This window comes from Petrimonas sp., assembly GCF_963921705.1.
GTDB lineage: Bacteria > Bacteroidota > Bacteroidia > Bacteroidales > Dysgonomonadaceae > Petrimonas > Petrimonas sulfuriphila.
In genome coordinates this window covers 401,406-425,719 of the sequence record NZ_OY997410.1, presented here as the reverse complement: position 1 = coordinate 425,719, position 24,314 = coordinate 401,406, and the positions used below count along the sequence as shown (strand labels likewise).

Genomic DNA, 24,314 nt, shown 5'->3' with positions numbered 1-24,314 from the left:
TTTCGCATGTATTTATAACGAATACGTTCAGTGCGAAAGTCCACTAGATAACCTAAATCCGATACAAAAGTAGTGAATTTATGTTTAATGTCTTTTATTGATAGTATAAAAATACTTAATTAAGTGGTTGATTAGTACGTTTTTCTACAGGCAGCCCTCCCTGAAGCCCTGTATTAATAAAGGGTTGAAATATCTTGTAGGATTTGGGCAACCTGTTCCAAAAGGGAATGCCGTCCATCGTTACGAATGATAAAATCGGCCAGTCCTGCTTTTTCTTCGTCATTCATTTGACTGTTGGCCCGTGCCGTTATTTGTTCTTTGGAGAGACGGTCCCTTTTTGCCGCTCTTTCAATGCGTGTTTCCAAAGGAGCCATTACGACAATGGTCTTATCCAGCAACGATTGGAATCCTGCTTCGTACAAAACGGCTGCATCAATGGCAATAACAGCATGGTGTTTTCGTTGATCCACCCATTTTTCGAAATATTTTGCCAGCTCGGGATGTATAATAGCGTTTGTTATACGAAGATTTTCTGCATTATTGAAAATAAGGTTTGCCAGTTTTTTGCGGTCGAGCTTGTTACCCTGGTAAAGGTCCGGGCCGAAGTTGTTGATCAGTTTTTCACGGATTACGGGAGAGGTGTCGTTCAGCTTTTTGGCTTCCCGGTCGGCATCAAAAACAGGGATATCGTGAAGTCGGAACACATCGCAGACAACCGATTTTCCACTTCCGATCCCACCAGTAACTCCTAGTTTTATCATCTTATCTGCTTTCTAAAAGGAACTCTACCGACGAGGGCGATAGCTTGACGTTACGTATGGGCGAAGGGCTTGCCGATAATTCCAGGTCTACGCGTCCATCCTCGTTTTTGAAGAATTTTTTGTAATCCAGTTCAACCTCAAAATCCTCTGGGGCAATTTTCTTGTATTCTTCCAGAGTTACCGAGAACGATACTTCTGTTTGCGATGGGAAAAACTTCACGTCGATATTATCAGGAACATTTCTTGCCGTGACGGGAACTTCAAATTTTCTTTCCGTATACTCCAAAACGGGGATATAAAGTTCTACCTCGTCGGGTATGAACTTGACTCCGCTCACAGGCATAATTTTTACTTTCAGTTGCGAGGTAGCTTTCAGGTTGTTGAACAGGGTATACTCGGTTACAGCTGACGAAATTTCAGCTAACTGGCTTTGAGAACCGTAAGCTATTACGGTTCCGGGCAGAAATGTAGCGCTGTCTGCCACCAGATTACTGCGGCTGGTAGCGATAACCCCGTCGAAAACTACCTTCAGTTCTTTCTTTTGAAGCTTAGAGGTAACCAGCGATATGTTTATGGGGTAGTAGGCTTTGAGGTTTGTGCTCTGGGATAATTTTTTCCGGATGAGTTGCATTAGTTCAGTCCCCTGCAGGTTATTGATCCGTTCCTCTTTGTACTTGGCGATATTAATTTCAATAGAATCCTTCAAGGTAAAGGTGTATCGGAATATTTCCGAACCTTTGTCGGCAACTCGTATTTCAATATCGTCAGGCAATACAGCATCAAAAACCACATCGTCAGGGATATTTGTGTACTTCAGCGGTATTTTATAGGTAGCCTCAATGTCGCGTTGGAAAAACAACATCAACCAAAAAATAAAAGCCAGTATGAAGAATCCGAAAAAAAGTAGAATGTTCTTCCAGTTTAATCTGGAAAAGAACGATCGTATCCTCGCAATCCATCTATTCTTGGTTGATGCCAAATCCATAGTTAAACAAACGGTTTCTTAAGGTGTAGTCACATCGGATGAAGAGGCAAAAACCGATGTTTTTTCGAATTTTAGTCTAACACCATCGGCCACCTCTACCAAAAACCAGGTTTCGCCAATTTCTTTTATGCGTCCGTGAATACCGCCGGCAGTCACCACCTTGTCGCCCACCTTCATGGCTTCGCGGGCCTTTTGCACGTCTTTTTGTTTTTTCTGTTGCGGGCGGATCATGAAGAAATAAAATACGGCAATAATAGCCACCATCATCAATAGCGATGTTCCCATTCCTCCGCCTGCGCCTGTAGCTGCTTGTAATAAAATATCCATACGAATAACGTTTTAGAGTGTTTGAAATTAATGTTTAAAAATAATATTATTTTTTCGAAGATCGGCAACAATTGCGTCTAAAATTCCGTTGACAAAGGTGCCGCTCTTGGGAGTGCTGTAAGATTTTGCAATTTCGATATATTCGTTGAGCGATACGCTGGTGGGGATCGTTTCAAAGGTATGGATCTCTGCCAATGCAATTTGCATGATAATCATATCCATAAATGCAATACGGTCGAAATCCCACTTCTCACTGTGGGTTTCAATCAGTTGACGGTACTTCTGTTCATTAAGGATGGTATCGTGAAGCAACTTCAGTGCAAATTGACGGTCTTCATCGTCTTTAAACATCGGCAGCAGACGTTGATTTTCTCCGTTTTCCTCCGAAAATTGCCGGATGGATTTCATTACGAAAGTCTGTACAATTTCAATATCATCGTTCCAGAAAATACTTTCATCTTCCAGAATTTCTTCCAGTTTTTCGTTGTCGAGGATAAACTGCTTAAAGATTTTTCGCCAAAACTCCCTGTCGTCGTTGTAATCCGTTTTTGTTTCGTTGGCATATTCAGCATAAATATCGGATGCGATGATTTCGTCGAGCAGGTTCTTTACAAACGCATCATGTTCTCTCCAAGACATGGGGCGCTCATTTAGGTACTTGTTGAACTGATGGTTTTGCGAAAGTTGCCCTATAAACTTGTTTTCGATCAACCGGGTGTTGGGATTTAAATCCTCATCCGTAGGAAGATACTTGTTCCGCTTGGCTTCTACGCGGGCGTCGTAAGCTTTTGTCAGCTCAACCATTAACAAAAGGAGGTAGTAATAAAGATCGTAGGATTTTTGTAATCCGAACAGAAGTTCTTTTTCGGCTGTACGTAAATCTTTATTCGTATTCTGATACCAGGCGTAAACAATCTGTACTATCCGGGTACGAATTAAAATTCGATTAATCATTTTTTAAATGAGCATTTTAAGAATGCAAAATTAGCCATTTTTTTGGATATACAAGTAAAATGGTTTTGAAAACTATTTGATTAAAGACAAAACAACTTATATACAAATAGATATAAACACCCGGGTAGAGATATTGTTTTTTCTGAAATCATGTTTCAAACATTCTCTAAAATTCATTATCTTTGCCGTTTATAGTATTTTGAGAAAATTAAACGGTCAATTATACATATACGCGAAAATTATAAAGAGTATGTCATTAGAAATCAGACAAGTAAAAGACAAAGATACGCTGAGACAGTTTGTTCAGTTCAGTATCGATATATACGAAGGAAACGATTTTTTTGTTCCGCCGCTCGTTTATGATGAAATTGCTACGTTGAGCCGGGATAAAAATCCGGCCTTCGAGCATTGCGATGCTGCTTATTTCTTGGCTTATCGGGAAGAAAAAATAGTTGGCAGGATTGCAGTAATGATCAATCATAAAGCGAATAATGTCTGGAGCGAAAAGAACGCCCGTTTTGGTTTTGTCGATTTCATTGATGACCCGGAAGTGGCAGATGTGCTTTTCTATGAAGCTGAAAACTGGGCTCGTTTTCGCGGTATGGAAAAGATGCACGGACCTATGGGATTTACCGATTTCGATTACGAGGGTCTGCTGGTAGATGGCTTTGATCAGATTGGTACCATGCAAACCATTTATAACTACCCCTACTATGTAGATCATATAGAAAGATTGGGCTACAAAAAGGATCAGGACTGGTATGAGTTTCTGATCAAGATACCCAAGGAAATTCCCGAACGGTTTGTGCGTGTTGCTGAAATCGTAAAAAAACGTTTTCGACTAAATGTTGTCAAGCTTGAAAGTAAAAAGGATGTCTGGCCTTATGCGCATGAGATATTTGAGTTGTTGAACCGTTCCTATAAAGATTTATACGGTTTCGTTCCGTTGTCCAAAGCGCAGATAGACTATTACGTGAACATGTATATTCCTATGTTGCGTTTGAACTTCCTGTCGCTCGTGCTGCGTGAAGAAGACAATCGGCTTGTGGGAGTGGGAATCGGATTACCCAGTCTGGCAAAAGCACTGCAGAAATCGGGCGGAAAGTTCCTCCCTACCGGGTGGTATCATTTATACAGGGCTTTGAAAGGGAACGACAATAAAGTTCTTGACCTGCTGCTGATCGGCGTTGATCCTGAGTATCAGGGCAAAGGTGTGAATGCCCTTATCTTTAGTCAGTTTATCCCCGAAGCTATTCGGCTGGGATTTGAATATGCGGAAAGCAACCCCGAGTTGGCAGTAAACAATAAAGTGCAATCCATGTGGGATGATCTGGAGGCGAGACATCATAAAACGCGCCGTGCTTTTATAAAAGATTTATAATTATCGGAAGAAGGAACAAATTTTGACTTTAAGAAGTGCAGAAAGGTTTTAAAACAGGCCCTGCACCTGAAAAATTATAGGAGAAAGAGAACAAGTGACTGAGTTAGAAAGAGAACAAGCAATACTGAATTATAGCGAAGAGAACATTGTAACCCTGGAGTGGCGTGAACATATCCGCCGACGTCCCGGGATGTATATTGGGAAATTGGGAGACGGTTCTTCGTCAGACGACGGTATATATGTCCTGCTGAAAGAAGTAATGGATAATTCCATCGACGAATACCGGATGGGTTTTGGGAAGAACATAGACATCTGTATTGATTCCGGGAATGTAAGTGTGCGTGATTATGGACGGGGTGTGCCGTTGGGAAAGGTGTTGGATGTCTCCTCGCGGATGAACACCGGAGCCAAGTACGACTCCAAGGCGTTTAAAAAATCCGTGGGATTAAACGGTGTTGGGATCAAAGCGGTAAACGCCTTGTCTTCGAGGTTCCTGATCGAAAGTTATAGGGAAGGTGAATCAAAGAGTGTTGAATATGAGCGCGGACATGTAGTAAACGATAGCCCGCAGCAATCTTCTTCGCAAAGCAACGGAACCGTTATCGAGTTTACTCCCGACACCGAAATTTTTGGGGATTATGCTTATCGTGACGAACATATCGAACCTCTGCTTAAAAATTATGTTTTCCTGAATACGGGGCTGACCATTACGTTTAACGGAAAGAAGTTTTATTCAAAAAACGGGCTCGAAGACCTGCTCAACGACAACCTGACAACTGAGATTCTTTATCCCATCATCCATCTTCACGGTGATGACATTGAAGTGGCGATTACTCATTCCAACCAGTATGGCGAAGAATACTACTCTTTCGTCAACGGCCAGCATACCACACAAGGCGGGACGCATCTTTCCGCTTTTCGTGAGGCAACTGCCCGGGTTATCAAAGAATATTTCACCAAAAATTTCGAATATTCCGATATCCGGAACGGGATGGTGGCTGCCATCAGCGTGAAGATCGAAGAGCCGGTTTTTGAGTCGCAGACAAAAACAAAACTCGGATCAAAGGACATGACCCCCGATGGAGTTTCGATCAATAAATACGTAAGCGACTTCCTGAAGAAGGAGCTGGATAACTACCTGCACAAACACCTGGAGACGGCCGATATCCTTCAGAAGAAGATTCTCGATTCTGAAAAAGAACGAAAAGCCATTGCCGGGGTAACAAAATTAGCCCGGGAACGGGCGAAAAAAGCAAACTTGCACAACCGGAAACTGCGGGACTGCCGCATCCATTATAACGATTCAAAAGGGAATAATCTCGATGATTCCTGTATCTTCATCACGGAAGGTGACTCAGCCAGCGGTTCCATCACCAAAAGTAGAGACCCTAATTTGCAAGCTGTTTTCAGCCTTCGGGGCAAGCCGTTAAACTCTTTTGGGTTGACAAAAAAAATTGTTTATGAAAATGAGGAGTTTAACTTATTGCAAGCTGCCCTTAATATCGAGGACGGGATGGATGGATTGCGCTACAACAAGGTTATCATTGCTACCGATGCCGATACTGACGGTATGCACATTCGCCTGTTGTTGCTCACGTTTTTCCTGCAATTTTTCCCCGATCTGGTAAAAAAAGGACACGTTTATATCCTTCAAACTCCCCTTTTTCGCGTTCGTAACAAAAAGAAAACCTTGTATTGCTATACGGAGGAGGAACGGCTTGCCGCCATCGAAGAGCTCGGTCCTAATCCGGAGATTACCCGGTTCAAGGGTCTTGGTGAAATTTCTCCCGACGAGTTCAAGAATTTTATCGGAAAAGATATGCGGCTTGACAGGGTATCCATGCGAAAAGAAGATCTTATCAAAGAGCTTCTTGAGTTCTATATGGGTAAAAATACTCCCGACCGGCAGACTTTTATCATAGAAAACCTGGTTGTTGAAGATGAGTCGTAGCTTGTGGAATAATTGTAAATATGATAAATAACCCCGGAAAATGGACAATTTAGAATCAATACCCTCTCCCCGTCTATCTGTCACCCCGTCGAGAAGTAGCCGGATTGCATTATTCCCGGGCACTTTTGATCCGTTCACTATCGGGCACGAGTCGCTGGTACGGCGCGGATTGGAGTTGGTAGACGAAATTGTAATTTCCATTGGTGTGAACGAAGCAAAAAAGGCTTACTTCGAGTTAGAAAAGCGGATGGAGATGATTAGAAGCTTATACAAGGATGAACCCCGGGTGAAAGTTGGGAGCTACGATTCTCTCACCATCGAGTTTGCCCGGAAAATGGATGCAAAGTTCATATTACGGGGAATACGCTCGGTTAATGATTTCGAGTACGAGAAAACCATAGCCGATATGAACCGGATGATTTCGGGAATAGAAACATTTGTATTATTTACCGAGCCTGAACTTACGCACATCAGTTCCTCCCACGTACGTGAATTATTGCGTTACGGACACGATGTGAGCGCTTTTGTTCCGAAAGGGATGATACTTGGATAACAATTGAATAACAATGTCTAAAACAACTTTTTTTCTTGCAACACTTTTACTGGTATCCTCCTTGTCGTTTGGCCAATCTCGTTTATCCCCTGATGGAGTAAAGCTGGAGAGGACGCTCCAGATGATAAACGGTTTATACGTCGATGACGTTGAAACCTCTCATCTGACAGAAGCGGCCATCCGTGCCATGTTGCTTGAACTCGACCCACACTCCACTTACCTCAACAAGGATGAGGTGAAAGCGATGAACGAACCGTTACAAGGCAATTTTGACGGTATTGGAATCTCGTTCAATATGCTTACCGATACACTTTACGTAATGGAAGTCATTTCAGGCGGACCTTCACAAAAGGTGGGTCTCCTGCCCGGCGATAAAATTATTTACGTAAATGATTCGCTTATTGCCGGTATAAAAAAGGATAACCAGGATGTTATAAAGATGCTCCGAGGTCCCAAAGGCACAACCGTGAACGTGAGGGTTTTGCGTCGTGGAACTCCGCAGTTGCTGGACTTCAGAATCGTTCGCGACAAGATCCCCATTTACAGTATCGATGCCAAATACATGGTGGATCATCATACCGGATACATTCGTTTAAGCCGCTTTGGGGTCAGTTCATCCGAAGAATTTCTGGCAGCAGAGAAAGAACTGAAAGCAAAAGGAATGAAAAACCTTATTCTCGACCTGACCGGAAACGGAGGAGGTATTTTGCAAACGGCATCGGATATTGTGGATGAATTCCTGGGTGCCGGGAAATTGGTGGTATATACCGAAGGGAAGAACCAGCCTCGGTATGATTTACGCACAACGTCGGCAGGAAGCTTTGAACAGGGGAGCCTGGTTGTTCTCGTGGATGAAGGTTCGGCGTCGGCAAGTGAAATAGTGGCCGGGGCCGTTCAGGATTGGGATCGGGGTGTGGTGGTTGGCCGCCGGACTTTCGGAAAGGGGTTGGTGCAACGTCAACTTCCGCTTCCCGACGGAACGATGATCCGGTTGACCGTTGCCCGGTATTACACACCTACGGGCAGAAGCATCCAGAAGCCTTACGAAGAAGGCAATATCGACGCATACAACCGTGATTTCTTCAACCGGGTACAACACGGTGAAATGTGGCACGCCGACAGTATCCGTTTCCCTGATTCGTTAAGGTTCAAGACGCTTGTCAACAAGCGCACTGTTTACGGTGGAGGCGGGATCATGCCCGACTATTTTGTACCTGTGGACACGAACTCGGTAACGGATTTACACCGTAACCTTATTGGCCGGGGAATAGTCAACAAACTCGCTATTGCCGAAGTGGACAAAAACCGGGCAAAATTGTTAAAATCATATTCCCACGTCGAAAAATTCAAGTCGGATTACCGGATTCCCGAATCCATGATAACCCGGATGAAGGAAATGGCAAAAGGAGAAAAAATGGAATGGGACGATGAGCAATTCCGGAAGTCGGAACAATTTTTGAAAATACAGCTCAAGGCACTGATGGCTAGGGATCTGTTTGATTCATCCGCCTATTTTGTTATCATCAATGACGAAAATGATCTTTTCAGGGAAGGCTTGCGTATCATCAGCAATCCCGGCGTTTATGATGAACTCTTAAACGGATCGTTCTCTGTAGCCCGAAAGTAACCGGCGACGGGAACAGTTGTATAATTTTCATAAAATAGATACTTTTGTTTTCCTAACGTTTAATTATAAAATCAGAAAAAATGAAATCAAGATTTTTTTTATTGTGCACAACACTGCTTATGACAATGGTATTTGCCTCTTGTGAACCTTCCGCGAAACACAATGTATTGACGGAAGCTGAGAAAGCCGAAGGCTGGCAGCTCCTTTTCGATGGAGAAACCCTGAACGGTTGGCGCGATTACAACGGTGATTCATTAACCGCTCCGTGGTTTGCCGAAGACGGAATGATTCAGGCAAAAGGCGAGGGCGCTGATGAACACGGTTATATTGTAACGGATAAATTGTATGAAAACTTTGAATTGGTGTGGGACTGGAAAGTCGCCGACGGTGGAAACAGTGGGGTGCTGTACCACGTGGTTGAAAATCCAAAATTTACAGTACCGTACGTTACGGGACCGGAATATCAGTTGATTGATAATCTTGGATTTCCCGACCCGCTGGAAGAATGGCAGAAAACGGCTGCTGATTATGCCATGTATGTTCCCGATACGGCGAAACTTATTATTAAACCGGCCGGAGAATGGAACACATCGAAAATCGTCTTCGATAACGGACATGTTGAGCATTGGCTGAACGGTGAAAAGGTGATCGAATTCGAAGCATGGACAGAAGATTGGTTTGCACGCAAAAACAGCGGAAAATGGGAAAATGCACCCGAATACGGCCTGGCTCGTAAAGGTGTTATCTGTTTGCAAGACCACGGATCGGCAGCCTGGTTCCGCAACGTGAAAATCAAAGAACTTCCCCGTAAAACCCAGGAAGTAAATCTTTTCAACGGTGTTGACCTGACTGGATGGGAGGCTTACGGAACCGAAAAATGGTATGTTCAGGACGGATTGTTGGTTTGTGAAAGCGGGCCTGATAAACAATATGGCTATCTGGCTACTCGTGAGTATTACGACAATTTCGACCTTTCAGTAGAATTTAAACAGGAAGCCGATGGAAACTCGGGAGTTTTCATTCGTTCATTTATTGAACCGGGGGCTATTGTGAATGGCTGGCAAGTTGAAGTTGCTCCCAAAGGAAATGATACAGGAGGCATTTATGAGTCTTACGGAAGGGGTTGGCTCGTACAGATCCCTGACGAAAAAGAGGAGATCCTGAAAGTGGGCGATTGGAACACCTTGCGTATTGTTATTAATGGTAATAACGTGAAAACTTATCTCAACGGTGAGGAAATGGTGGATCTGACCGACGAGAAAATCGGAAAGGCTCAGGGCCGTATTGCCTTGCAAATCCACGATGGCGGTGGTATCAAAGTGCTTTGGAGAAATTTGAAGTTGCAGACGCTGTAATCCGACCTGTAATCCGGCCTTACGTCTTGTTACGCTGGAAATAAACAAAACCCACTGAGCCCTTTTCGCTTAGTGGGTTTTGTAATATGAATACAGGGGATTATTGAAAATTTCCGAAAATAGTTTCCGAAGTCAGCATCAAATCAACATATTGCGCCCTTTTATAAACCAGTGAATGTTCGTTTTTGTCTAAATTGACATTGGCCAGTTTGCCCCTGAACTCATCAAGGTTGTTGTATCCCTTCTGTTGCATCCACTCTGTTATGCCGTTCTTTATGGAGGCAATTCTTTCTACGCCGTGTTTATATACCGAGCTGACAACCTGCACTGTTGTTGCACCCGACAGGATCAGCTTCACCACATCTTCTCCGGTGAAAACTCCCCGGCTACTGCAAATATCAGCTTTAATATTGCCGTACAACATTCCAGTATACCTCAGCGTTTTTTTGTAATCGCCTTTTTGGGTAAGGTTAAAAACCTTTTTATGCTTTTCCTTCTGAATATCAATATCGGGTTGGAAAAATGCATTAAAAAGGACTAAGGAACCTACCTTTGCTTCGTCCAACCTTTTCGCGAAATGAAGGATGTTCGTATAATCCGAACTCAACTTCACGCTTACGGGAACGGACACGGCTTTCTTTACCTCTTCAACGATAGCTATTTGATTGTTTTCAACACTTTCACTGCTGCTACTAAAATCGACGGGGGTCTGGTAAAGATTTACTTCAATCCCGTCAATCCCGGTTTGTTCTAACATCCTGGCATAGCTTATCCACGATTCTCTATTCACAGCATTAAGGCTGGCAAACACAGGTACGGATAAACTTTCCTTCGCTTTACGAAGTCTTGACAAGTGATAATCGATATCGGAAAAATTTACATCGGGATGAATACTGGTCATTTCTGCGTGAATGTGTGCGTACTGGCTTAACCTTTCATCCAATTGCAGGTTTTCCAACTGTACCTGCTCTTCAAACAAGGTTTTATAAACCACAGCTCCAATGCCTTGCTGTTCAGCCTTTTTTAGCTGGTCGAGGTGTGACGACATATTGCTGGCGCCCAATATAACCGGATTGTCCAGTTTTATTCCCATAAAGGTAGTTTCAAGATTTTTCATAGATTCTTTAAATTTTATGTTGTGATTTTAGGCCAGGCATCCACTACTGGTCAAGGGACTCCGGTCACCTCTTAACCTTTAATGTCCGGCTCCTGTCCGCATATGAATATATAACATTTTTTCGCTCGAATAGTTTTGCCCTTACAATATTACGGTTTAATTTGCTTTTTACCGTTACCTGAGAGGGGAAATGAGCGGCTAGCTACAATTAAAATCGGGGTGGATAGTTGTATTTCTGTGCAATATAACTATATTTGCCAAAGAGTCTGTTTTCAGTCAAACTCAATCAGTTTTATATATGATTTGCACTTCTCTTCAGCTCCACCGGACAACAATATGAATAATAAAACATAAACGGATGAAGGTTGTAACAGGATTGGTTTTATTGATCTGTTGTAGTTCTGTTTACGGACAGAAAAACAGTATCATTTCGAAAAATGCGAAAATTGAAAAAGTGGGGACCGGTTATTCTTTTACCGAGGGTCCGGCCGTTTCGGGAGAGGGTAGAGTCTATTTTACTGATCAGCCGAACGATCGCATTTATGTCTGGGATGAAGGAAAAGGCATTTCTCTGTGGGCTGAAGAGACCGGTAGATCCAACGGATTGTATGTTGATGCTGACGGTCAATTGGTCTCCTGTGCTGATTTACACAACCAGATCGTGCGTTTCGGGAAAGATAAAAAAATGCAGGTTGTATATGAAAAGTACGACGGAAAACAGTTGAACGGTCCCAACGACTTATGGATTACCCCCAAAGGGGGCATCTATTTCACCGATCCTTATTATCATCGGAACTATTGGAGAGAAGGGCATGCTGAAGTTCAGGATGTGCGGGGAGTCTATTACCTAAGCCCCGATGGAGAGGTCATCCGGGTTATCGCCGATTATAAACAACCCAACGGATTAGTCGGTACGCCCGACGGAAAAACGTTGTATGTTGCCGATATCAATGACGGGAAGATATGGAAGTACGACATCCAGCCGGATGGAACCCTGGCCAACAAGACTTTTTTTGCACCCCATGGATCCGACGGAATGACCATGGACAACAAAGGAAATGTATACCTGACCATGGGAAAAGTTTGGGTATACTCCCCCAAAGGTGAACTTATCCAGGAAATAGAAGTTCCCGAAAGCCCTTCAAATGTTTGTTTTGGCGGAAAAAAAAGAAACATCCTGTTTATCACCGCCCGGACTTCGGTATATACCTTGAAAATGAGTGTGAAAGGGGTTGATCTTAACTCTTTACCATAAAAATAAAATTATAAATAAGATAATTTATGAATACAGTTTTAGTTGGTTTCGGGTTCATGGGAATGACCCACACGTTGAATATTTTGAAAAATCCGCGTATTCATTTGAAAGCCATTGTTGATAAAGTTCCCGGGAACATCTTCACAAAGCTTACAGAACAGTCGGGTAATTTCGCCACCGGTAATGTCGATGCAAAAGATCTTTCGGGCGTGAACATTTATTCTGATTTTGCAGAATGTCTGAAAGTGGAGAAGCCCGATGCCTGTGTTATTGCAGTTCATACAGCATTGCATTATGAGATGGCTGAAATGGCGCTTCAGTCAGGAGCAAATGTCTTTCTTGAAAAACCTTTTTGCATTGATGCAGGGGAGGGGGAAAGGCTGATTAACCTTGCCCGTTCCAAAAACAAGGTGTTGATGGTTGGTCATGTAGTACGTTTTATGCCGGCTTACGAAACATTGAAAAAATGGATAGATTCGGGTGAATACGGTCGCCTGGAGTTCTTAGCGTTGTCGCGTTTCTCGGGTGTACCTATCTGGGGGCAATGGAAAGAGAGACAAAAAGAGTTTGGATCGTCGGGTGGTGCTTTGTTCGATTTGGTTATTCACGATATCGATTTTGCTCAATGGGTTTGCGGTGTTCCCGATCAGATAGAGGCCCGGTGCTTGCCGGGAAAATTAAGCACCCATGACTACGTGAGCGCATTGTGGAAGTATAATGATTCGGATGTCGTTGTCAAAATTGACGGAGGCAATACGTTTCATGCCAGTTATCCGTTTCATGCGGGGTTTAGTGCCCGGTTCGAGAATGCCAGTGTTTTCTTTTCCTCGCAAGACCCGCACAACATACAAGTAGCTACGGACACTGAAACTATGCTGTTTTCAGGAGGTGATTCAAACGATGGTTTTTCGAACGAACTTTATTATTTCGCCGAATGTGTTTTACAAGGTGCTCAACCTGTCAAGTGTACTCCAGAATCGGCGTTGGATTCCATTCGGATTTGCCATAGGCATACTCTTTAAACGGCCTGAAACCAGAAATCTTCCATACCGGTAAATATGTCAACACTCTTTTTAACTTTTATCGTCGTCTCCGCAGTAGCAATACTGTTATTCCTGGTTTTAAAACTCAAGGTCAGTGCGTTTATCGCTTTGTTGCTCACATCCATATACGTAGGCGTCCTTACCGGAATGCCTCTCAGCAGTATCACCAAGTCCATTCAGGAAGGAATGGCGGGAACGCTCGGTTTTGTGGCTACCGTTGTAGGATTGGGGGCCATTTTCGGGCAAATGCTGGAAAGTTCCGGAGGAGCGGAATCATTAGCACACCACCTGGTGAAAAAGTTTGGCAAGGAACGGGCTCCCTGGGCAATGGTAACAACGGGCTTCTTGGTGGCTATCCCTATTTTTCTGGATGTGGCCTTTATTATTCTGGTTCCCATCGTGTATGCACTGTCCCGGGATACCAAACTCTCGTTATTGTATTACGCCATCCCGCTTCTGGCAGGATTAGCGGTAACGCATAGCTTTATTCCCCCAACGCCCGGGCCGATTGCGGTGGCAGATATCATCAGTGTGCCGTTGGGCTGGGTAATTTTTATGGGATTTATTCTGGGTATCCCTACTGCGATAATTGCGGGGCCAATCTTCGGGAAGTATATTTCTAAAAAGATTTACCTGGAATCGCCGTATTCATCCGGCGATGTTTCACCGGAATTCGATCCGGAAAACTACCCGTCGTTCCGGTCGATCGCGGTGATTATCTCTATTCCGTTGCTGTTGATTCTACTGAACACGATCACAGCGGTGGCGGTTTCTAAAGGCGTTGTCACTAAATCCGTTTTTACAGACATTGTTGAGTTTATTGGGCACCCTTTTTCAGCATTGATTATTGCCACATTGATTGCCACGTACTTTTTATGTATCCGAAGGGGCATGGACAAGCAAAAGGTACTTCAATTAAGCACCAAGGCACTTGGCCCTGCCGGAATCATCATTCTGATAACCGGTGCCGGCGGTGTTCTGAAACAGGTATTGATCGATAGTGGTATTGGCCAGATGATGGCGGAGTCCATGGCAAATTCTGCACTGCCGCCTATTCTACTGGCATGGATTCTTTCGGCGTTGGTGCGGGTGACGCAAGGGTCTGCCACTGTAGCCATGATCACTGCTGCCAGCATTATTGCCCCAATTATCGCTGAGTTTGGCTTGAATGATCCGCAACGGGCGTTGGTTGTGATCTCCATAGCTTCGGGAGCTACGTTGCTGTCGCATGTCAACGACAGTGGATTCTGGTTAGTAGGAAAATACCTGGGAATGAACGAGAAGCAAACACTCCAAAGCTGGACAGTAATGGAGACCATTATCGCTTTTTGCGGATTGGGATTTACGTTGTTGGCGAGTTTGTTTTTTTGATTTATTTTTTGGCACTCTTCTTGCTGTTATTTTTGTGTATGAAAGATAAGGTGATTGTGAAAAAGCGACTATCTTTGTATACGTAACTCATTAAAACAGCGAATGAAAGAAAATAACAAGTTATTACAAAGCATCATTGAAGGGATACAAGAGAAAAAAGGGAAGAACATCACTCAAATTCAATTGAAAGGAATTCCGGGAGCAATTTGCGACTATTTTGTCATTTGTGAGGGAAATACCCCTACTCAGGTTTCTGCATTGGCAGAATCGGTAGAAGAGGTGGTGAAAAGAAATACCTGGGAAAGCCCTATCAGAGTCCAGGGAAAACAACGTGCCGAATGGATAGGTATGGATTACGGTACAATAATCGTACATATTTTTGTGCCCGAATTACGGCACTATTACAACCTCGATCATCTGTGGGAAGACGCTTCATTGGAGCAAGTTCCGGCATTGGATTAAAACTTATTTTCATCTGAAGTGTTACATATATTCATCAAAAATTTCATAGGAGACGTTAATGGAAAATAACAACCAAAATCAACAAGATAACAATAAACCAAAAAAGCCGGTCCGTCCCGGAGGATTGGGAAACACAAATCCCAATCAACCCTTTAATGTTTACTGGATATACGCCATTTTGTCGATGGGGCTTATCGGAATGTTATTTTTCGGACAAAACAAAACCATAAAAAAGGTAGATTGGTCGGATTTTCAGGAATACGTAAACGATAACCGTATTGAAAGCATCGTTGTCTACAGCAATAAAGACATTGCCGAAGCCAAAGTGCGTTCCGAGTCCGTTAATTATGTTTTTGGAGAAGAGGCTGGCCGGTTTGGCGCCAACCCGTTTATACAGGTAAATATCCCCTCTACCCAGGGAACTTCGGAGTTCCTTGATACCGTTAAAAAAGAAAAGGCATACGACATAAAAGTCCGTTTCGATACTACGTCAGAGATTTGGGGCATGTTGCTAACCTTTGCGCCTTTTCTGCTGATCATTGTTTTTTGGATATGGATGATGAGACGCATGCAAGGCGGTCCCGGAGGCGGTGGCGGTGGTATCTTCAGTGTGGGAAAATCCAAAGCACAGCTTTTCGATAAGGATGCTGGGCCCAAGGTTACTTTTAAAGATGTGGCAGGGCTTTCTGAAGCCAAGGAGGAGGTTCAGGAAATTGTTGAGTTCCTCAAGCATCCGGGTAATTACACCAACCTGGGGGGGAAAATTCCTAAAGGTGCCTTGCTGGTAGGCCCTCCGGGAACAGGGAAGACACTTCTGGCAAAAGCGGTTGCCGGCGAAGCCAACGTGCCGTTCTTTTCCATATCCGGTTCCGATTTTGTGGAAATGTTTGTTGGGGTAGGGGCATCCCGTGTTCGCGACCTGTTTCGTCAGGCTAAGGAAAAATCGCCGTGTATTGTGTTTATTGATGAGATAGATGCTGTTGGGCGTGCCCGTGGAAAGAACGTCAACTTTGGATCGAACGATGAGCGTGAAAATACGCTGAACCAACTTCTTACGGAGATGGACGGCTTTGGTTCAAACAGCGGAGTGATCATTCTCGCAGCTACCAACCGGGTGGATATTTTGGATAAAGCCTTACTTCGGGCCGGCCGTTTCGACCGGCAGATTTACGTGGAGTTGCCGGATTTGAACGATAGAAAAGAGATTTTCAAGGTTCACCTGCGCCCCATTAAAATTGACGAATCGGTGGATGTGGAGTTTCTGGCGCGCCAAACACCCGGATTCTCCGGTGCGGATATTGCCAATGTTTGTAACGAAGCCGCTCTTATAGCTGCCCGAAACAAAAAGAAATTTGTTGAAAGGGAAGACTTTATCAGTGCTGTTGACCGGATTATTGGCGGTCTGGAGAAGAAAAACAAAATCATCACGCAGGATGAAAAAAAATCAATTGCTATCCACGAAGCCGGACACGCTACATTAAGCTGGTTCCTGGAGCAAGCCAATCCGTTGGTTAAAGTCACTATTGTGCCGCGTGGAAAAGCGTTGGGTGCAGCGTGGTATCTCCCGGAAGAGCGGCAGATTACCACCAAGGATCAAATGCTAGATGAGATCTGCGCTCTGCTTGGCGGAAGGGCTGCAGAAGAGATTTTTATCGGCAAGATATCATCGGGCGCTATGAATGACCTGGAACGTGTGACCAAACAGGCATACGGCATGATAACATATTTGGGTATGAGCGACAAGATGCCGAACCTGAGCTATTACGATTCGTCAGGACAGGACTATACTTTTCAGAAGCCCTTTAGCGAAAATACAGCGGAACTGATTGATGCCGAAGTCAAAGTCATGATCGCTGAACAATATGAAAGAGCCAAGGAAATGCTGCTCAAACATGCCGATGGACACCATCAACTGGCTCAGATCTTGCTTGAAAAGGAAATCATTTACGCGGAGAACCTGGAGCAGATTTTCGGAAAACGTCCCTGGATTTCCCGTTCGCAGGAAATATTGCAGAGCGAAGACAAGTCTAAGAACGTTAACGACGATCTTTCACTGCCGCCCATTCCTACAGCGTAAGTTTTATTGGAGCAGTGATCTTATTTCTCAGTCCGGGTTTCGGTGCCCGGACTGTTTTTTTATTGTTTTTTCATCCTGATTATTAAGTTTCATTCTAAATAGCGTGAACATTTTTACGGCTGTTTCGTTAATAGGATACGAACAATCAAATTTTCAATTATGAAAGCAATGAAGTATTCCGTGTTAGCAATAATTTTTGCAGCGTCAGTAGCCACGTGCAACAATTCAAAAGCAACCAACAACGAAAATAATAATTTTAAAAATAAAGAAACTATGAAATTTGAAAAAGTAGCATTACCCTATGCAACCGATGCCTTAGAGCCGGTAATCAGTAAAACAACCGTTGAACTCCATTATGGCAAACACCATCAGGCTTATGTGGACAACCTTAACAAGTTGATTGTGGGAACAAAATTTGAAGATGCAGATTTGGAAACCATCGTAAAGAAGAGCGACGGAGCAATTTTTAACAATGCGGGGCAAACCCTTAACCACAACATTTACTTTACATCGTTCAAACCGAATGGTGGCGGCGAACCCAAGGGGAAGTTAGCTGAAGCCATCAACTCACAGTTTGGATCGTTCGATAAATTTAAAGAGGAGTTCAACGCTGCCGGAGCTACGGTTTTCGGATCAGGATGGGTTTGGTTAGCGAAAGATGCCGGTGGCAAGCTGTCAATCGAAAAGGAAGCTAATGCCGGAAATCCGTTGACAAAAGGTCTAACACCGATTTTGGGTTTCGACGTCTGGGAACATTCTTACTACCTCGATTATCAGAATCGAAGAGCCGATCACTTGAAAGAGCTCTGGAAGATTATCGATTGGGATGTAGTGAGCAACCGCTATTGATAAGCTGTTGGTATACAGAATATAGTATGAGTGTCATATCCGAAAAGGATATGGCGCTTTTTTTGATATCTACACCCTATAAAAAAAAATCACGAAGCACCATAAGGGAGCTCCGTGAGTGGATGTTTTAAAATGGGGAGAGTAGCATCAAAGATTCTTCTCTATTTTTTCGGAGAAAAGAGTTTTGGCACCGGCACCCACTACCTTATCCACTACCTCGCCGTTTTTGATGAAAAGAACGGTGGGAATATTGCGGATACCGTATTTTGAAGTGGCTTCATCGTTGTTGTCAACATCTATTTTTCCCACCACTACACGGTCTTTATATTCTTCACTCAGCTGATCGATGATGGGACCAACCATCTTGCAGGGTCCGCACCATTCAGCCCAAAAATCGATAACCACTAACTTGTCTGTTGCTAACACTTCGTTAAGTGTTGCATCTGTAATTTGTAATGCCATAGTTATTTTTTTGAATTAATTAATTTTGAAGTCGATGTTCAAATTGTTCTTTAAGTTGTCTATCAGGTGTTTGTTTACCTGAATTTTAGACGGACGCGAAAAAAGTTGTACATTCATGTTGTACGCTTCGCCGATAATGTTGAAATATAACAACGAATGGCCCGAATTGTTTTTCATCAGAGCCGATAATTCCGAAACCAACGTGTCGTCCAGTTCGGTAATCGGGAGCTGAAGTGTTATTTTGGTAACCAGTTTGTCTTTCACCTCCGAAAGCAGGTTGATGGAGCTTACCTTTATTTCCAGCTCTTCCTGGCGGAATCGCTTGGGTTGGATTTTGGCCGTGACATAAATAGAAAGTCCGAGGCGCGCAAACCTCCCGAAATTTACACTGTCATCTCCGAAAAACGCCAGCTCACAGCTGCCAGTATAATCTTCTATAGCCATGATCGTGTAGGGGCTGCCGCGTTTTGTCTGTCCCTCCCTTACGGTGGTAACCAGGCCGCCAAAGCTGACATCCTTGCCGTTAAGGGGATTCAGATCCTGTAGCAATGCGCAACTGGAAGTGCAAACATAGTTCAATATGAATTCATAATCATCCAGCGGATGTGCCGACAGATAAATTCCGATAAGTTCCCGTTCTTTATTCAATCGTACCAGGTCGGATAATTTCTCCACTTTCGGCAGTTCGGGGCGGCTGATCATAAACGATGTATCGTCTCCAAAAAGTGAATTCATGGATAGATACTTGTCCTGCTGAAACTTGTTCCCGTACCGGATAAGCGTTTCCAAAAAGTCCTCCCCTTTGCTGTTTACCGATAGAAAATGTTCCCGTTTTACTCCGGGAAGCGAATCGAAAGCTCCAGCCAATGCCAGTGATTCAATGTTTTTCTTGTTACACGAAGATAGATTCACCCGCTCCACAAAATCAAACACATCTTTAAACGGGCCATTGTTCGTCCTTTCTTCCAGTATGCCTTCCACGGCTCCGTGGCCGACACTTTTTATGGCAGCCAGCCCGAAGCGGATATGGCCGGATTTGTTCACCGAGAACTTGAGTACCGATTCGTTGATGTCCGGCGAAAGAACATTGATGCCCATGGCTTTGCACTCGTCCATAAACTTGGTGATTTCAGTGATGTTATTCAGGTTGTTAGACAACACCGACGCCATATATTCCGATGGGTAGTTTGCTTTCAGCCAGGCGGTCTGGTAGGCAACCCACGAATAACAGGTGGAATGCGATTTATTGAAGGCGTATTGAGCAAATTTTTCCCAGTCCGTCCAAATCTTTTGCAGGTCTTTTTCTTTGTAGCCGTTGGATTTCCCTCCGGAAATAAATTTTTCTTTCAAGGCCGCCATTTTGTCCGCCAATTTCTTGCCCATGGCCTTGCGCAACTCATCCGATTGTCCCCGGGTGAAATTGGCCAGCAGTCGCGACAAAAGCATCACCTGCTCCTGGTAAACCGTGATTCCATAGGTCTCGTCCAGAAATTTCTCCATTACCGGAATATCGTATACGATCTTCTCTTTTCCTTGCTTGCGGGCGATAAAAGAAGGGATATAATCCATCGGGCCGGGACGGTACAGGGCATTCATTGCAATCAGGTCTTCAAACTTGCTGGGGTGAAGCTCTTTCAGGTACTTCTGCATCCCGGTTGACTCAAACTGGAATGTACCGGTGGTTTGGCCGTTACTGTACAGTTCGTATGTTTTTGGATCATCCAGCGGAATGGTGTTGATGTCTATCTTGATGCCGTGTGTTGTTTCGATGTTTATGAGCGCATCCTTTATGATGGTCAAGGTTTTAAGTCCCAGAAAGTCCATTTTTATCAACCCCGTCTCTTCGATGACGGAGCCTTCGTATTGCGTCACAAGCAGCTTTTCCTTTGTTTCCTTGTCGTCAGCAGTGCTTATAGGGACAATGTCGGATATATCGGTTTGTCCGATAATAACGCCACAGGCGTGTACTCCGGTACTGCGAACGTTCCCCTCGAGCATCTCAGCATATTTGAGCGTATCCCGGACCAGCGGGTCGGGGTTGTTGGCGGCTTCTTTGAGTTCCGGAACGTGTTCAATGGCTTCCCGAAGATTTATTTTTTTTACGTTGGGAATTCTGTCGGGAACCAGTTTTGCCAGCCGGTCTGCTTCTGCCAGAGGCAGTTTATGCACGCGGGCCACATCACGGATAGACGATTTTGTAGCCATAGTCCCGTAGGTGATGATGCGGGCGACCTTTTCGAATCCGTATTTTTCAGTAACCCATTGGAGTACTTTGTCGCGGCCTTCGTCGTCGAAATCAATGTCTATATCAGGCATGGAGATACGGTCCGGGTTGAGGAACCGCTCGAACAGCAGATCGTATTTCAGCGGATCGATATCCGTGATTCCCAGGCAGTATGCCACAGCCGATCCGGCTGCCGATCCACGGCCCGGACCAACCGCAACGTCCATTTGGCGTGCCGCGTTAATAAAGTCCTGGACGATCAGGAAATACCCGGGAAATCCCATGTTGGTAATGGTATCGATTTCAAACTTCAACCGTGAGGTAACCTCTTCGCTGAGTTCTTCCCCGTATTTTTTGCGTGCCCCGATTTTGGTAAGGTGCCTAAGATAGTCCGACTCGAGCTGGATACGGATTGCTTTGTCGTATCCTCCCAACCGCTTAAAATTGGTTTCACCAAACTTTTCGATCAATGTTGCTTCCGGGTACCTGGTTTTATACTCTTCTTCGGTTCCAAACGAACTGTCGATGGGGTAAAAAGGCATCAATGCCGGATTATCAATGGAATAAATTTCTACCTTGTCGGCAATCTCCATCGTGTTGGCGAGCGCTTCAGGCACATCACTAAAAATTCGATTCATCTCAGCCGTGGTTTTTATCCACTCCTGTTTGGTATAGCGCATCCGGTCGGGGTCATCGAAATCCTTCCCCATGCTCAGGCAGATAAGCCGGTCGTGAGCTTCGGCATCCTCTTCGTTTACGAAGTGAGCGTCGTTGGTAGCAATCACCTTCACACCGTATTTCTTGCCGATTTTGATAATCTCTTCGTTGACACGTTGCTGTTTCGGAAAAGTCGTTTGGTCGGCATCGGGGCGGTCGGTTTTGTGGCGTTGAATTTCGAGGTAAAAATCGTCGCCGAAAATGTTTTTAAACCATTCAACCGCTTCTTCTGCTCCGTCCACGTTGCCATCGTCTATTTTCCGCGGTATCTCACCCCCCAGGCAAGCCGTGGAGACGATGAGTCCTTCGTGATATTGCTCAAGCAGTTCCTTGTCGATGCGCGGACGGTAATAAAACCCTTCGGTCCAGCTTTTAGATACCATCTTGATGAGGTTTTTGTATCCGGTCAGGTTTTTGGCAAGCACAACAAGATGCCAGCCACTGCCGTCAATTTTTTCCGTTTGTGAAAAACGGTTGCGGCGCGCACAGTAACATTCGCAGCCAATAATGGGCTTGAAATTGAGTTTGGCGGTTTTGGCAGCAATCTCCTCTTTTAGTTTTTGGCTGGCAGGATTGCTTTCCAGTTCCTTGCTCAATTGTTTTATTTCGTTTTTTGTTTTCGATTTGACACTGTTGATATAATTCACGAACTCCTTGATCCCGTACATCGCTCCGTGGTCAGTCAGTGCGATTCCGGCCATCCCGTCGTTCATGGCTTTATCAACAATCCGGTTGATACTGGCTTGTCCGTCGAGCAAGGAATATTGGGAGTGGACGTGTAAATGTACAAATGGCTGCATAAGAGAAAAATAAATGGATTTTCCGTTTTAACAGCAACAAATTTAGCCAAAAAAACAGCCGGCCCGAGAAGAAATAGATAGAAGTTATCAACATTGGGAACAAACAAAAACCGGTGAGCATTGCCCACCGGTTCAGTTCAACGTTTTCGAAAAAGTTGATCCTATTCTATTTCGCCACCCGTTCGAGCCATTTCAGCATATACAACATGGTGAACATAGAGATAAGGCACGCGCCCACAAATACCAGCCAGGTTGTCCACAACGGTAAGCTTTCGTAGAAAATGGTGCCGAAGATCAGCAGCTGGTTCCCGAGAGCCGTAGCTCCAAGCCATGCTCCTTGCATAATTCCCTGATATTGGGGTGGAGCCACTTTTGACACAAAAGATAATCCGAGAGGGCTGATAAACAGCTCAGCAACAGTTAAAATAAAGTAGGTGCCAATAAGCAAAAATGGAGTCACGCGTTGCGCATCGGTCAGTCCGCCCATAGCCCTTGCCGTATCCGTGTCTGGCAGCCCTTGTGAACCAATGGACATAACCAGGAAGGCAGTGGCTGCAATCCCCATCCCGATAGCTATCTTCTTTGGAGTGGAAGGCTCTTTTCCCCTTGCTCTAAGCCAGCCAAAGAGTCCGATAATTACAGGAGTAAGAAATACCACAAAGAAAGGGTTGAAGAACTGGAATATTTCAGCACCTTTTATACTTGTAAATCCCAGGTCGATATTGATTGTGCTCAAATCCGTGTATTCATTGGCGAAGAAGGTGAGGGTCACGCCGTTTTGGTGAAACGAGAACCAGAAGAAGATTACTACAGCAAACACCGAGAACAGGGCATACAGGCGCTGACGAACTTCTTTTGAATCCATTTGATTTTCATTCGGTTGAGCATCGGTGCTTTCTTTGGATCTCGCAGCTTTCAGGGCCGGGTCGGGGAATTTTCTTTTGTTTATAATGAATACTGTCAGAGAGATCAGCATGGCGAAAATGGCTACGCCAAAAGCATAATGAAAACCGGTGTTGAATACATTCAGGTATTCGTTGGCAAAAGCGGTGAGGTCGGCCGGTGGTGTTTTGCTCACAGATGCAGAAAGTTCTGTGAAACGTTGTGTGGCCTCCGGCGTTATGGTTCCTCTTAGAAACTGGTGGCTAAGGGCCGGAAGATCGGAGTTGTATTCAAAGCCATTGTGTTGAACCCACCAGTTACGGATGCCCACGGCAATAAGCGGAGCAAAAAGGGCACCGATATTGATAAACATGTAGAAAATCTGAAATCCGGTATCTCTCTTATCGGAATACTTGGGGTCGTCGTACATTTGTCCTACCACCGCTTGTAGATTGCCCTTAAACAGTCCGTTTCCAAAAGCAATAACAAACAGTCCGAAGCAGGTCATGGCCAGGAACAACGCAAAATTCGGAACGGGAGTAGGTGTTGGAATGGCAATCAGGAAGTAACCTATTGTCATAAGTATCAAGCCCCACAAGATGGTTCCCTTGTACTTTTTTGTTTTGTCGGCAATGAAGCCGCCGGCAAGTGCAAGCAAATAGATCAGAGCATAAAAAATCGAATAAATGACAGTGGCCTGTGTCTTGTCCAGTCCGAATTTAGATAAAAGGAATAACGATAGTATCGCCATCATGATGTAGAAACCAAAACGCTCGCCCATGTTGGAAAGGGCGGCGCCAATAAGTCCTTTAGGATGATTTTTGAACATAAATTGTTTTTTAGATGGTTTGGAATTTTTTTAATTTGCAAATATACATAAATAAATGAAATATTTAACTTGGGCAAGTTGTAGATTCAGCCACTAACGGGAATAACATGCGGTACTTGAATGGAATATAAAAATATCGACAAACGGGGTAGTTATTCCTGTTTTGAAAAAAATGAACAAAATATTTCTTCCTTTTGTTGTATTATTTAATTTTTGTTGTAATTTTGCAACCGATATTCGCAAATAACGAATAAAATGAAACAGAACCATTTTGCCTATTCTTTCTATTTTTACTTTTACTTTAGTAAGTAGAACAGGATTTGATGTGCAAA

19 protein-coding genes are annotated in these 24,314 nt (G+C 44.1%); 11 read left to right on the top strand and 8 right to left on the bottom strand.

Annotation, left to right across the window (positions count from 1 at the left end; translation table 11 throughout):
* Window positions 1–173: 173 nt before the first annotated feature.
* Genes coaE through nusB form a run of 4 tightly spaced genes read right to left on the bottom strand, consistent with a single transcriptional unit; the run spans window position 174 to window position 3,027 of the window.
* Window positions 174–761: a dephospho-CoA kinase gene (coaE, locus tag AACM02_RS01805; protein WP_339115888.1), complete on the bottom strand. Its 588-nt coding sequence runs from the start codon at window positions 759–761 to the stop codon at window positions 174–176.
* Window position 762: 1 nt separating this feature from the next.
* Window positions 763–1,746 carry a YbbR-like domain-containing protein gene (locus AACM02_RS01800; RefSeq protein ID WP_339115887.1) on the bottom strand — a complete coding sequence of 328 codons (984 nt, stop codon included), beginning with the start codon at window positions 1,744–1,746 and terminating at the stop codon, window positions 763–765.
* Between the two features lie 18 nt (window positions 1,747–1,764).
* A complete protein-coding gene (gene yajC / locus AACM02_RS01795; protein ID WP_214063362.1) occupies window positions 1,765–2,073 on the bottom strand; it encodes a preprotein translocase subunit YajC in 309 nt (102 codons plus the stop codon).
* Between the two features lie 27 nt (window positions 2,074–2,100).
* A complete protein-coding gene (gene nusB, locus AACM02_RS01790; protein ID WP_332455798.1) occupies window positions 2,101–3,027 on the bottom strand; it encodes a transcription antitermination factor NusB in 927 nt (308 codons plus the stop codon).
* Window positions 3,028–3,277: 250 nt separating this feature from the next.
* Here nusB and AACM02_RS01785 point away from each other — a divergent pair, with 250 nt between their 5' ends.
* From AACM02_RS01785 to AACM02_RS01765, 5 genes are all read left to right on the top strand, one after another.
* Complete coding sequence (locus tag AACM02_RS01785; protein WP_339115886.1) at window positions 3,278–4,408, top strand: hypothetical protein; 1,131 nt, start codon at window positions 3,278–3,280, stop codon at window positions 4,406–4,408.
* A 94-nt stretch (window positions 4,409–4,502) separates the two neighbouring features.
* Window positions 4,503–6,359 (top strand): DNA topoisomerase IV subunit B, encoded by a 1,857-nt coding sequence (locus AACM02_RS01780; protein WP_339115885.1) that lies wholly within the window; start codon window positions 4,503–4,505, stop codon window positions 6,357–6,359.
* A 40-nt stretch (window positions 6,360–6,399) separates the two neighbouring features.
* Window positions 6,400–6,912, top strand: a complete 513-nt coding sequence (gene coaD, locus AACM02_RS01775; protein ID WP_332455801.1) for a pantetheine-phosphate adenylyltransferase — start codon at window positions 6,400–6,402, stop codon at window positions 6,910–6,912.
* Between the two features lie 13 nt (window positions 6,913–6,925).
* Window positions 6,926–8,539 (top strand): S41 family peptidase, encoded by a 1,614-nt coding sequence (locus AACM02_RS01770; RefSeq protein ID WP_339115884.1) that lies wholly within the window; start codon window positions 6,926–6,928, stop codon window positions 8,537–8,539.
* A gap of 119 nt (window positions 8,540–8,658) precedes the next feature.
* Complete coding sequence (locus AACM02_RS01765) at window positions 8,659–9,894, top strand: DUF1080 domain-containing protein (protein WP_339117412.1); 1,236 nt, start codon at window positions 8,659–8,661, stop codon at window positions 9,892–9,894.
* A 100-nt stretch (window positions 9,895–9,994) separates the two neighbouring features.
* Here AACM02_RS01765 and AACM02_RS01760 read toward each other — a convergent pair whose 3' ends face one another.
* Window positions 9,995–11,011: a dihydroorotate dehydrogenase-like protein gene (locus tag AACM02_RS01760; RefSeq protein WP_332455803.1), complete on the bottom strand. Its 1,017-nt coding sequence runs from the start codon at window positions 11,009–11,011 to the stop codon at window positions 9,995–9,997.
* A gap of 358 nt (window positions 11,012–11,369) precedes the next feature.
* On the opposite strand from AACM02_RS01760, the gene AACM02_RS01755 reads away from it, so the two are divergent.
* From AACM02_RS01755 to AACM02_RS01730, 6 genes are all read left to right on the top strand, one after another.
* On the top strand, window positions 11,370–12,266 hold the full coding sequence (locus AACM02_RS01755; protein WP_339115883.1) for an SMP-30/gluconolactonase/LRE family protein: 897 nt from the start codon (window positions 11,370–11,372) through the stop codon (window positions 12,264–12,266).
* A gap of 26 nt (window positions 12,267–12,292) precedes the next feature.
* Window positions 12,293–13,288, top strand: coding sequence for a Gfo/Idh/MocA family oxidoreductase (locus AACM02_RS01750; protein ID WP_339115882.1), 996 nt, complete (start codon window positions 12,293–12,295; stop codon window positions 13,286–13,288).
* Window positions 13,289–13,324: 36 nt separating this feature from the next.
* Entirely contained in the window at window positions 13,325–14,680 is a 1,356-nt protein-coding gene (locus AACM02_RS01745; RefSeq protein ID WP_332455806.1) for a gluconate:H+ symporter, read from the top strand.
* Window positions 14,681–14,782: 102 nt separating this feature from the next.
* Window positions 14,783–15,142 (top strand): ribosome silencing factor, encoded by a 360-nt coding sequence (gene rsfS / locus AACM02_RS01740; RefSeq protein ID WP_332455807.1) that lies wholly within the window; start codon window positions 14,783–14,785, stop codon window positions 15,140–15,142.
* A gap of 58 nt (window positions 15,143–15,200) precedes the next feature.
* Window positions 15,201–17,219 carry an ATP-dependent zinc metalloprotease FtsH gene (gene ftsH / locus AACM02_RS01735; RefSeq protein ID WP_339115881.1) on the top strand — a complete coding sequence of 673 codons (2,019 nt, stop codon included), beginning with the start codon at window positions 15,201–15,203 and terminating at the stop codon, window positions 17,217–17,219.
* A gap of 273 nt (window positions 17,220–17,492) precedes the next feature.
* Window positions 17,493–18,068: a superoxide dismutase gene (locus tag AACM02_RS01730; protein WP_214062969.1), complete on the top strand. Its 576-nt coding sequence runs from the start codon at window positions 17,493–17,495 to the stop codon at window positions 18,066–18,068.
* A 147-nt stretch (window positions 18,069–18,215) separates the two neighbouring features.
* Here AACM02_RS01730 and trxA read toward each other — a convergent pair whose 3' ends face one another.
* The 3 genes from trxA to AACM02_RS01715 all read right to left on the bottom strand — a co-directional run bounded on the left by trxA (window position 18,216) and on the right by AACM02_RS01715 (window position 23,982).
* Entirely contained in the window at window positions 18,216–18,530 is a 315-nt protein-coding gene (gene trxA, locus AACM02_RS01725; RefSeq protein WP_332455809.1) for a thioredoxin, read from the bottom strand.
* 15 nt (window positions 18,531–18,545) lie between these two features.
* Complete coding sequence (gene dnaE, locus AACM02_RS01720; RefSeq protein ID WP_339115880.1) at window positions 18,546–22,271, bottom strand: DNA polymerase III subunit alpha; 3,726 nt, start codon at window positions 22,269–22,271, stop codon at window positions 18,546–18,548.
* Between the two features lie 166 nt (window positions 22,272–22,437).
* Complete coding sequence (locus tag AACM02_RS01715; protein WP_332455811.1) at window positions 22,438–23,982, bottom strand: peptide MFS transporter; 1,545 nt, start codon at window positions 23,980–23,982, stop codon at window positions 22,438–22,440.
* Between the last annotated feature and the right edge of the window lie 332 nt (window positions 23,983–24,314).

Excerpts from the sequence above, each read along its gene's own strand:
- coaE (WP_339115888.1), bottom strand. The coding sequence starts at position 761 with ATGATAAAACTAGGAGTTACTGGTGGGATCGGAAGTGGAAAATCGGTT.
- AACM02_RS01800 (WP_339115887.1), bottom strand. The coding sequence starts at position 1,746 with ATGGATTTGGCATCAACCAAGAATAGATGGATTGCGAGGATACGATCG.
- yajC (WP_214063362.1), bottom strand. The coding sequence starts at position 2,073 with ATGGATATTTTATTACAAGCAGCTACAGGCGCAGGCGGAGGAATGGGA.
- nusB (WP_332455798.1), bottom strand. The coding sequence starts at position 3,027 with ATGATTAATCGAATTTTAATTCGTACCCGGATAGTACAGATTGTTTAC.
- AACM02_RS01785 (WP_339115886.1), top strand. The coding sequence starts at position 3,278 with ATGTCATTAGAAATCAGACAAGTAAAAGACAAAGATACGCTGAGACAG.
- coaD (WP_332455801.1), top strand. The coding sequence starts at position 6,400 with ATGGACAATTTAGAATCAATACCCTCTCCCCGTCTATCTGTCACCCCG.
- AACM02_RS01770 (WP_339115884.1), top strand. The coding sequence starts at position 6,926 with ATGTCTAAAACAACTTTTTTTCTTGCAACACTTTTACTGGTATCCTCC.
- AACM02_RS01765 (WP_339117412.1), top strand. The coding sequence starts at position 8,659 with ATGACAATGGTATTTGCCTCTTGTGAACCTTCCGCGAAACACAATGTA.
- AACM02_RS01760 (WP_332455803.1), bottom strand. The coding sequence starts at position 11,011 with ATGAAAAATCTTGAAACTACCTTTATGGGAATAAAACTGGACAATCCG.
- AACM02_RS01755 (WP_339115883.1), top strand. The coding sequence starts at position 11,370 with ATGAAGGTTGTAACAGGATTGGTTTTATTGATCTGTTGTAGTTCTGTT.
- AACM02_RS01750 (WP_339115882.1), top strand. The coding sequence starts at position 12,293 with ATGAATACAGTTTTAGTTGGTTTCGGGTTCATGGGAATGACCCACACG.
- AACM02_RS01745 (WP_332455806.1), top strand. The coding sequence starts at position 13,325 with ATGTCAACACTCTTTTTAACTTTTATCGTCGTCTCCGCAGTAGCAATA.
- rsfS (WP_332455807.1), top strand. The coding sequence starts at position 14,783 with ATGAAAGAAAATAACAAGTTATTACAAAGCATCATTGAAGGGATACAA.
- ftsH (WP_339115881.1), top strand. The coding sequence starts at position 15,201 with ATGGAAAATAACAACCAAAATCAACAAGATAACAATAAACCAAAAAAG.
- AACM02_RS01730 (WP_214062969.1), top strand. The coding sequence starts at position 17,493 with ATGAAATTTGAAAAAGTAGCATTACCCTATGCAACCGATGCCTTAGAG.
- trxA (WP_332455809.1), bottom strand. The coding sequence starts at position 18,530 with ATGGCATTACAAATTACAGATGCAACACTTAACGAAGTGTTAGCAACA.
- dnaE (WP_339115880.1), bottom strand. The coding sequence starts at position 22,271 with ATGCAGCCATTTGTACATTTACACGTCCACTCCCAATATTCCTTGCTC.
- AACM02_RS01715 (WP_332455811.1), bottom strand. The coding sequence starts at position 23,982 with ATGTTCAAAAATCATCCTAAAGGACTTATTGGCGCCGCCCTTTCCAAC.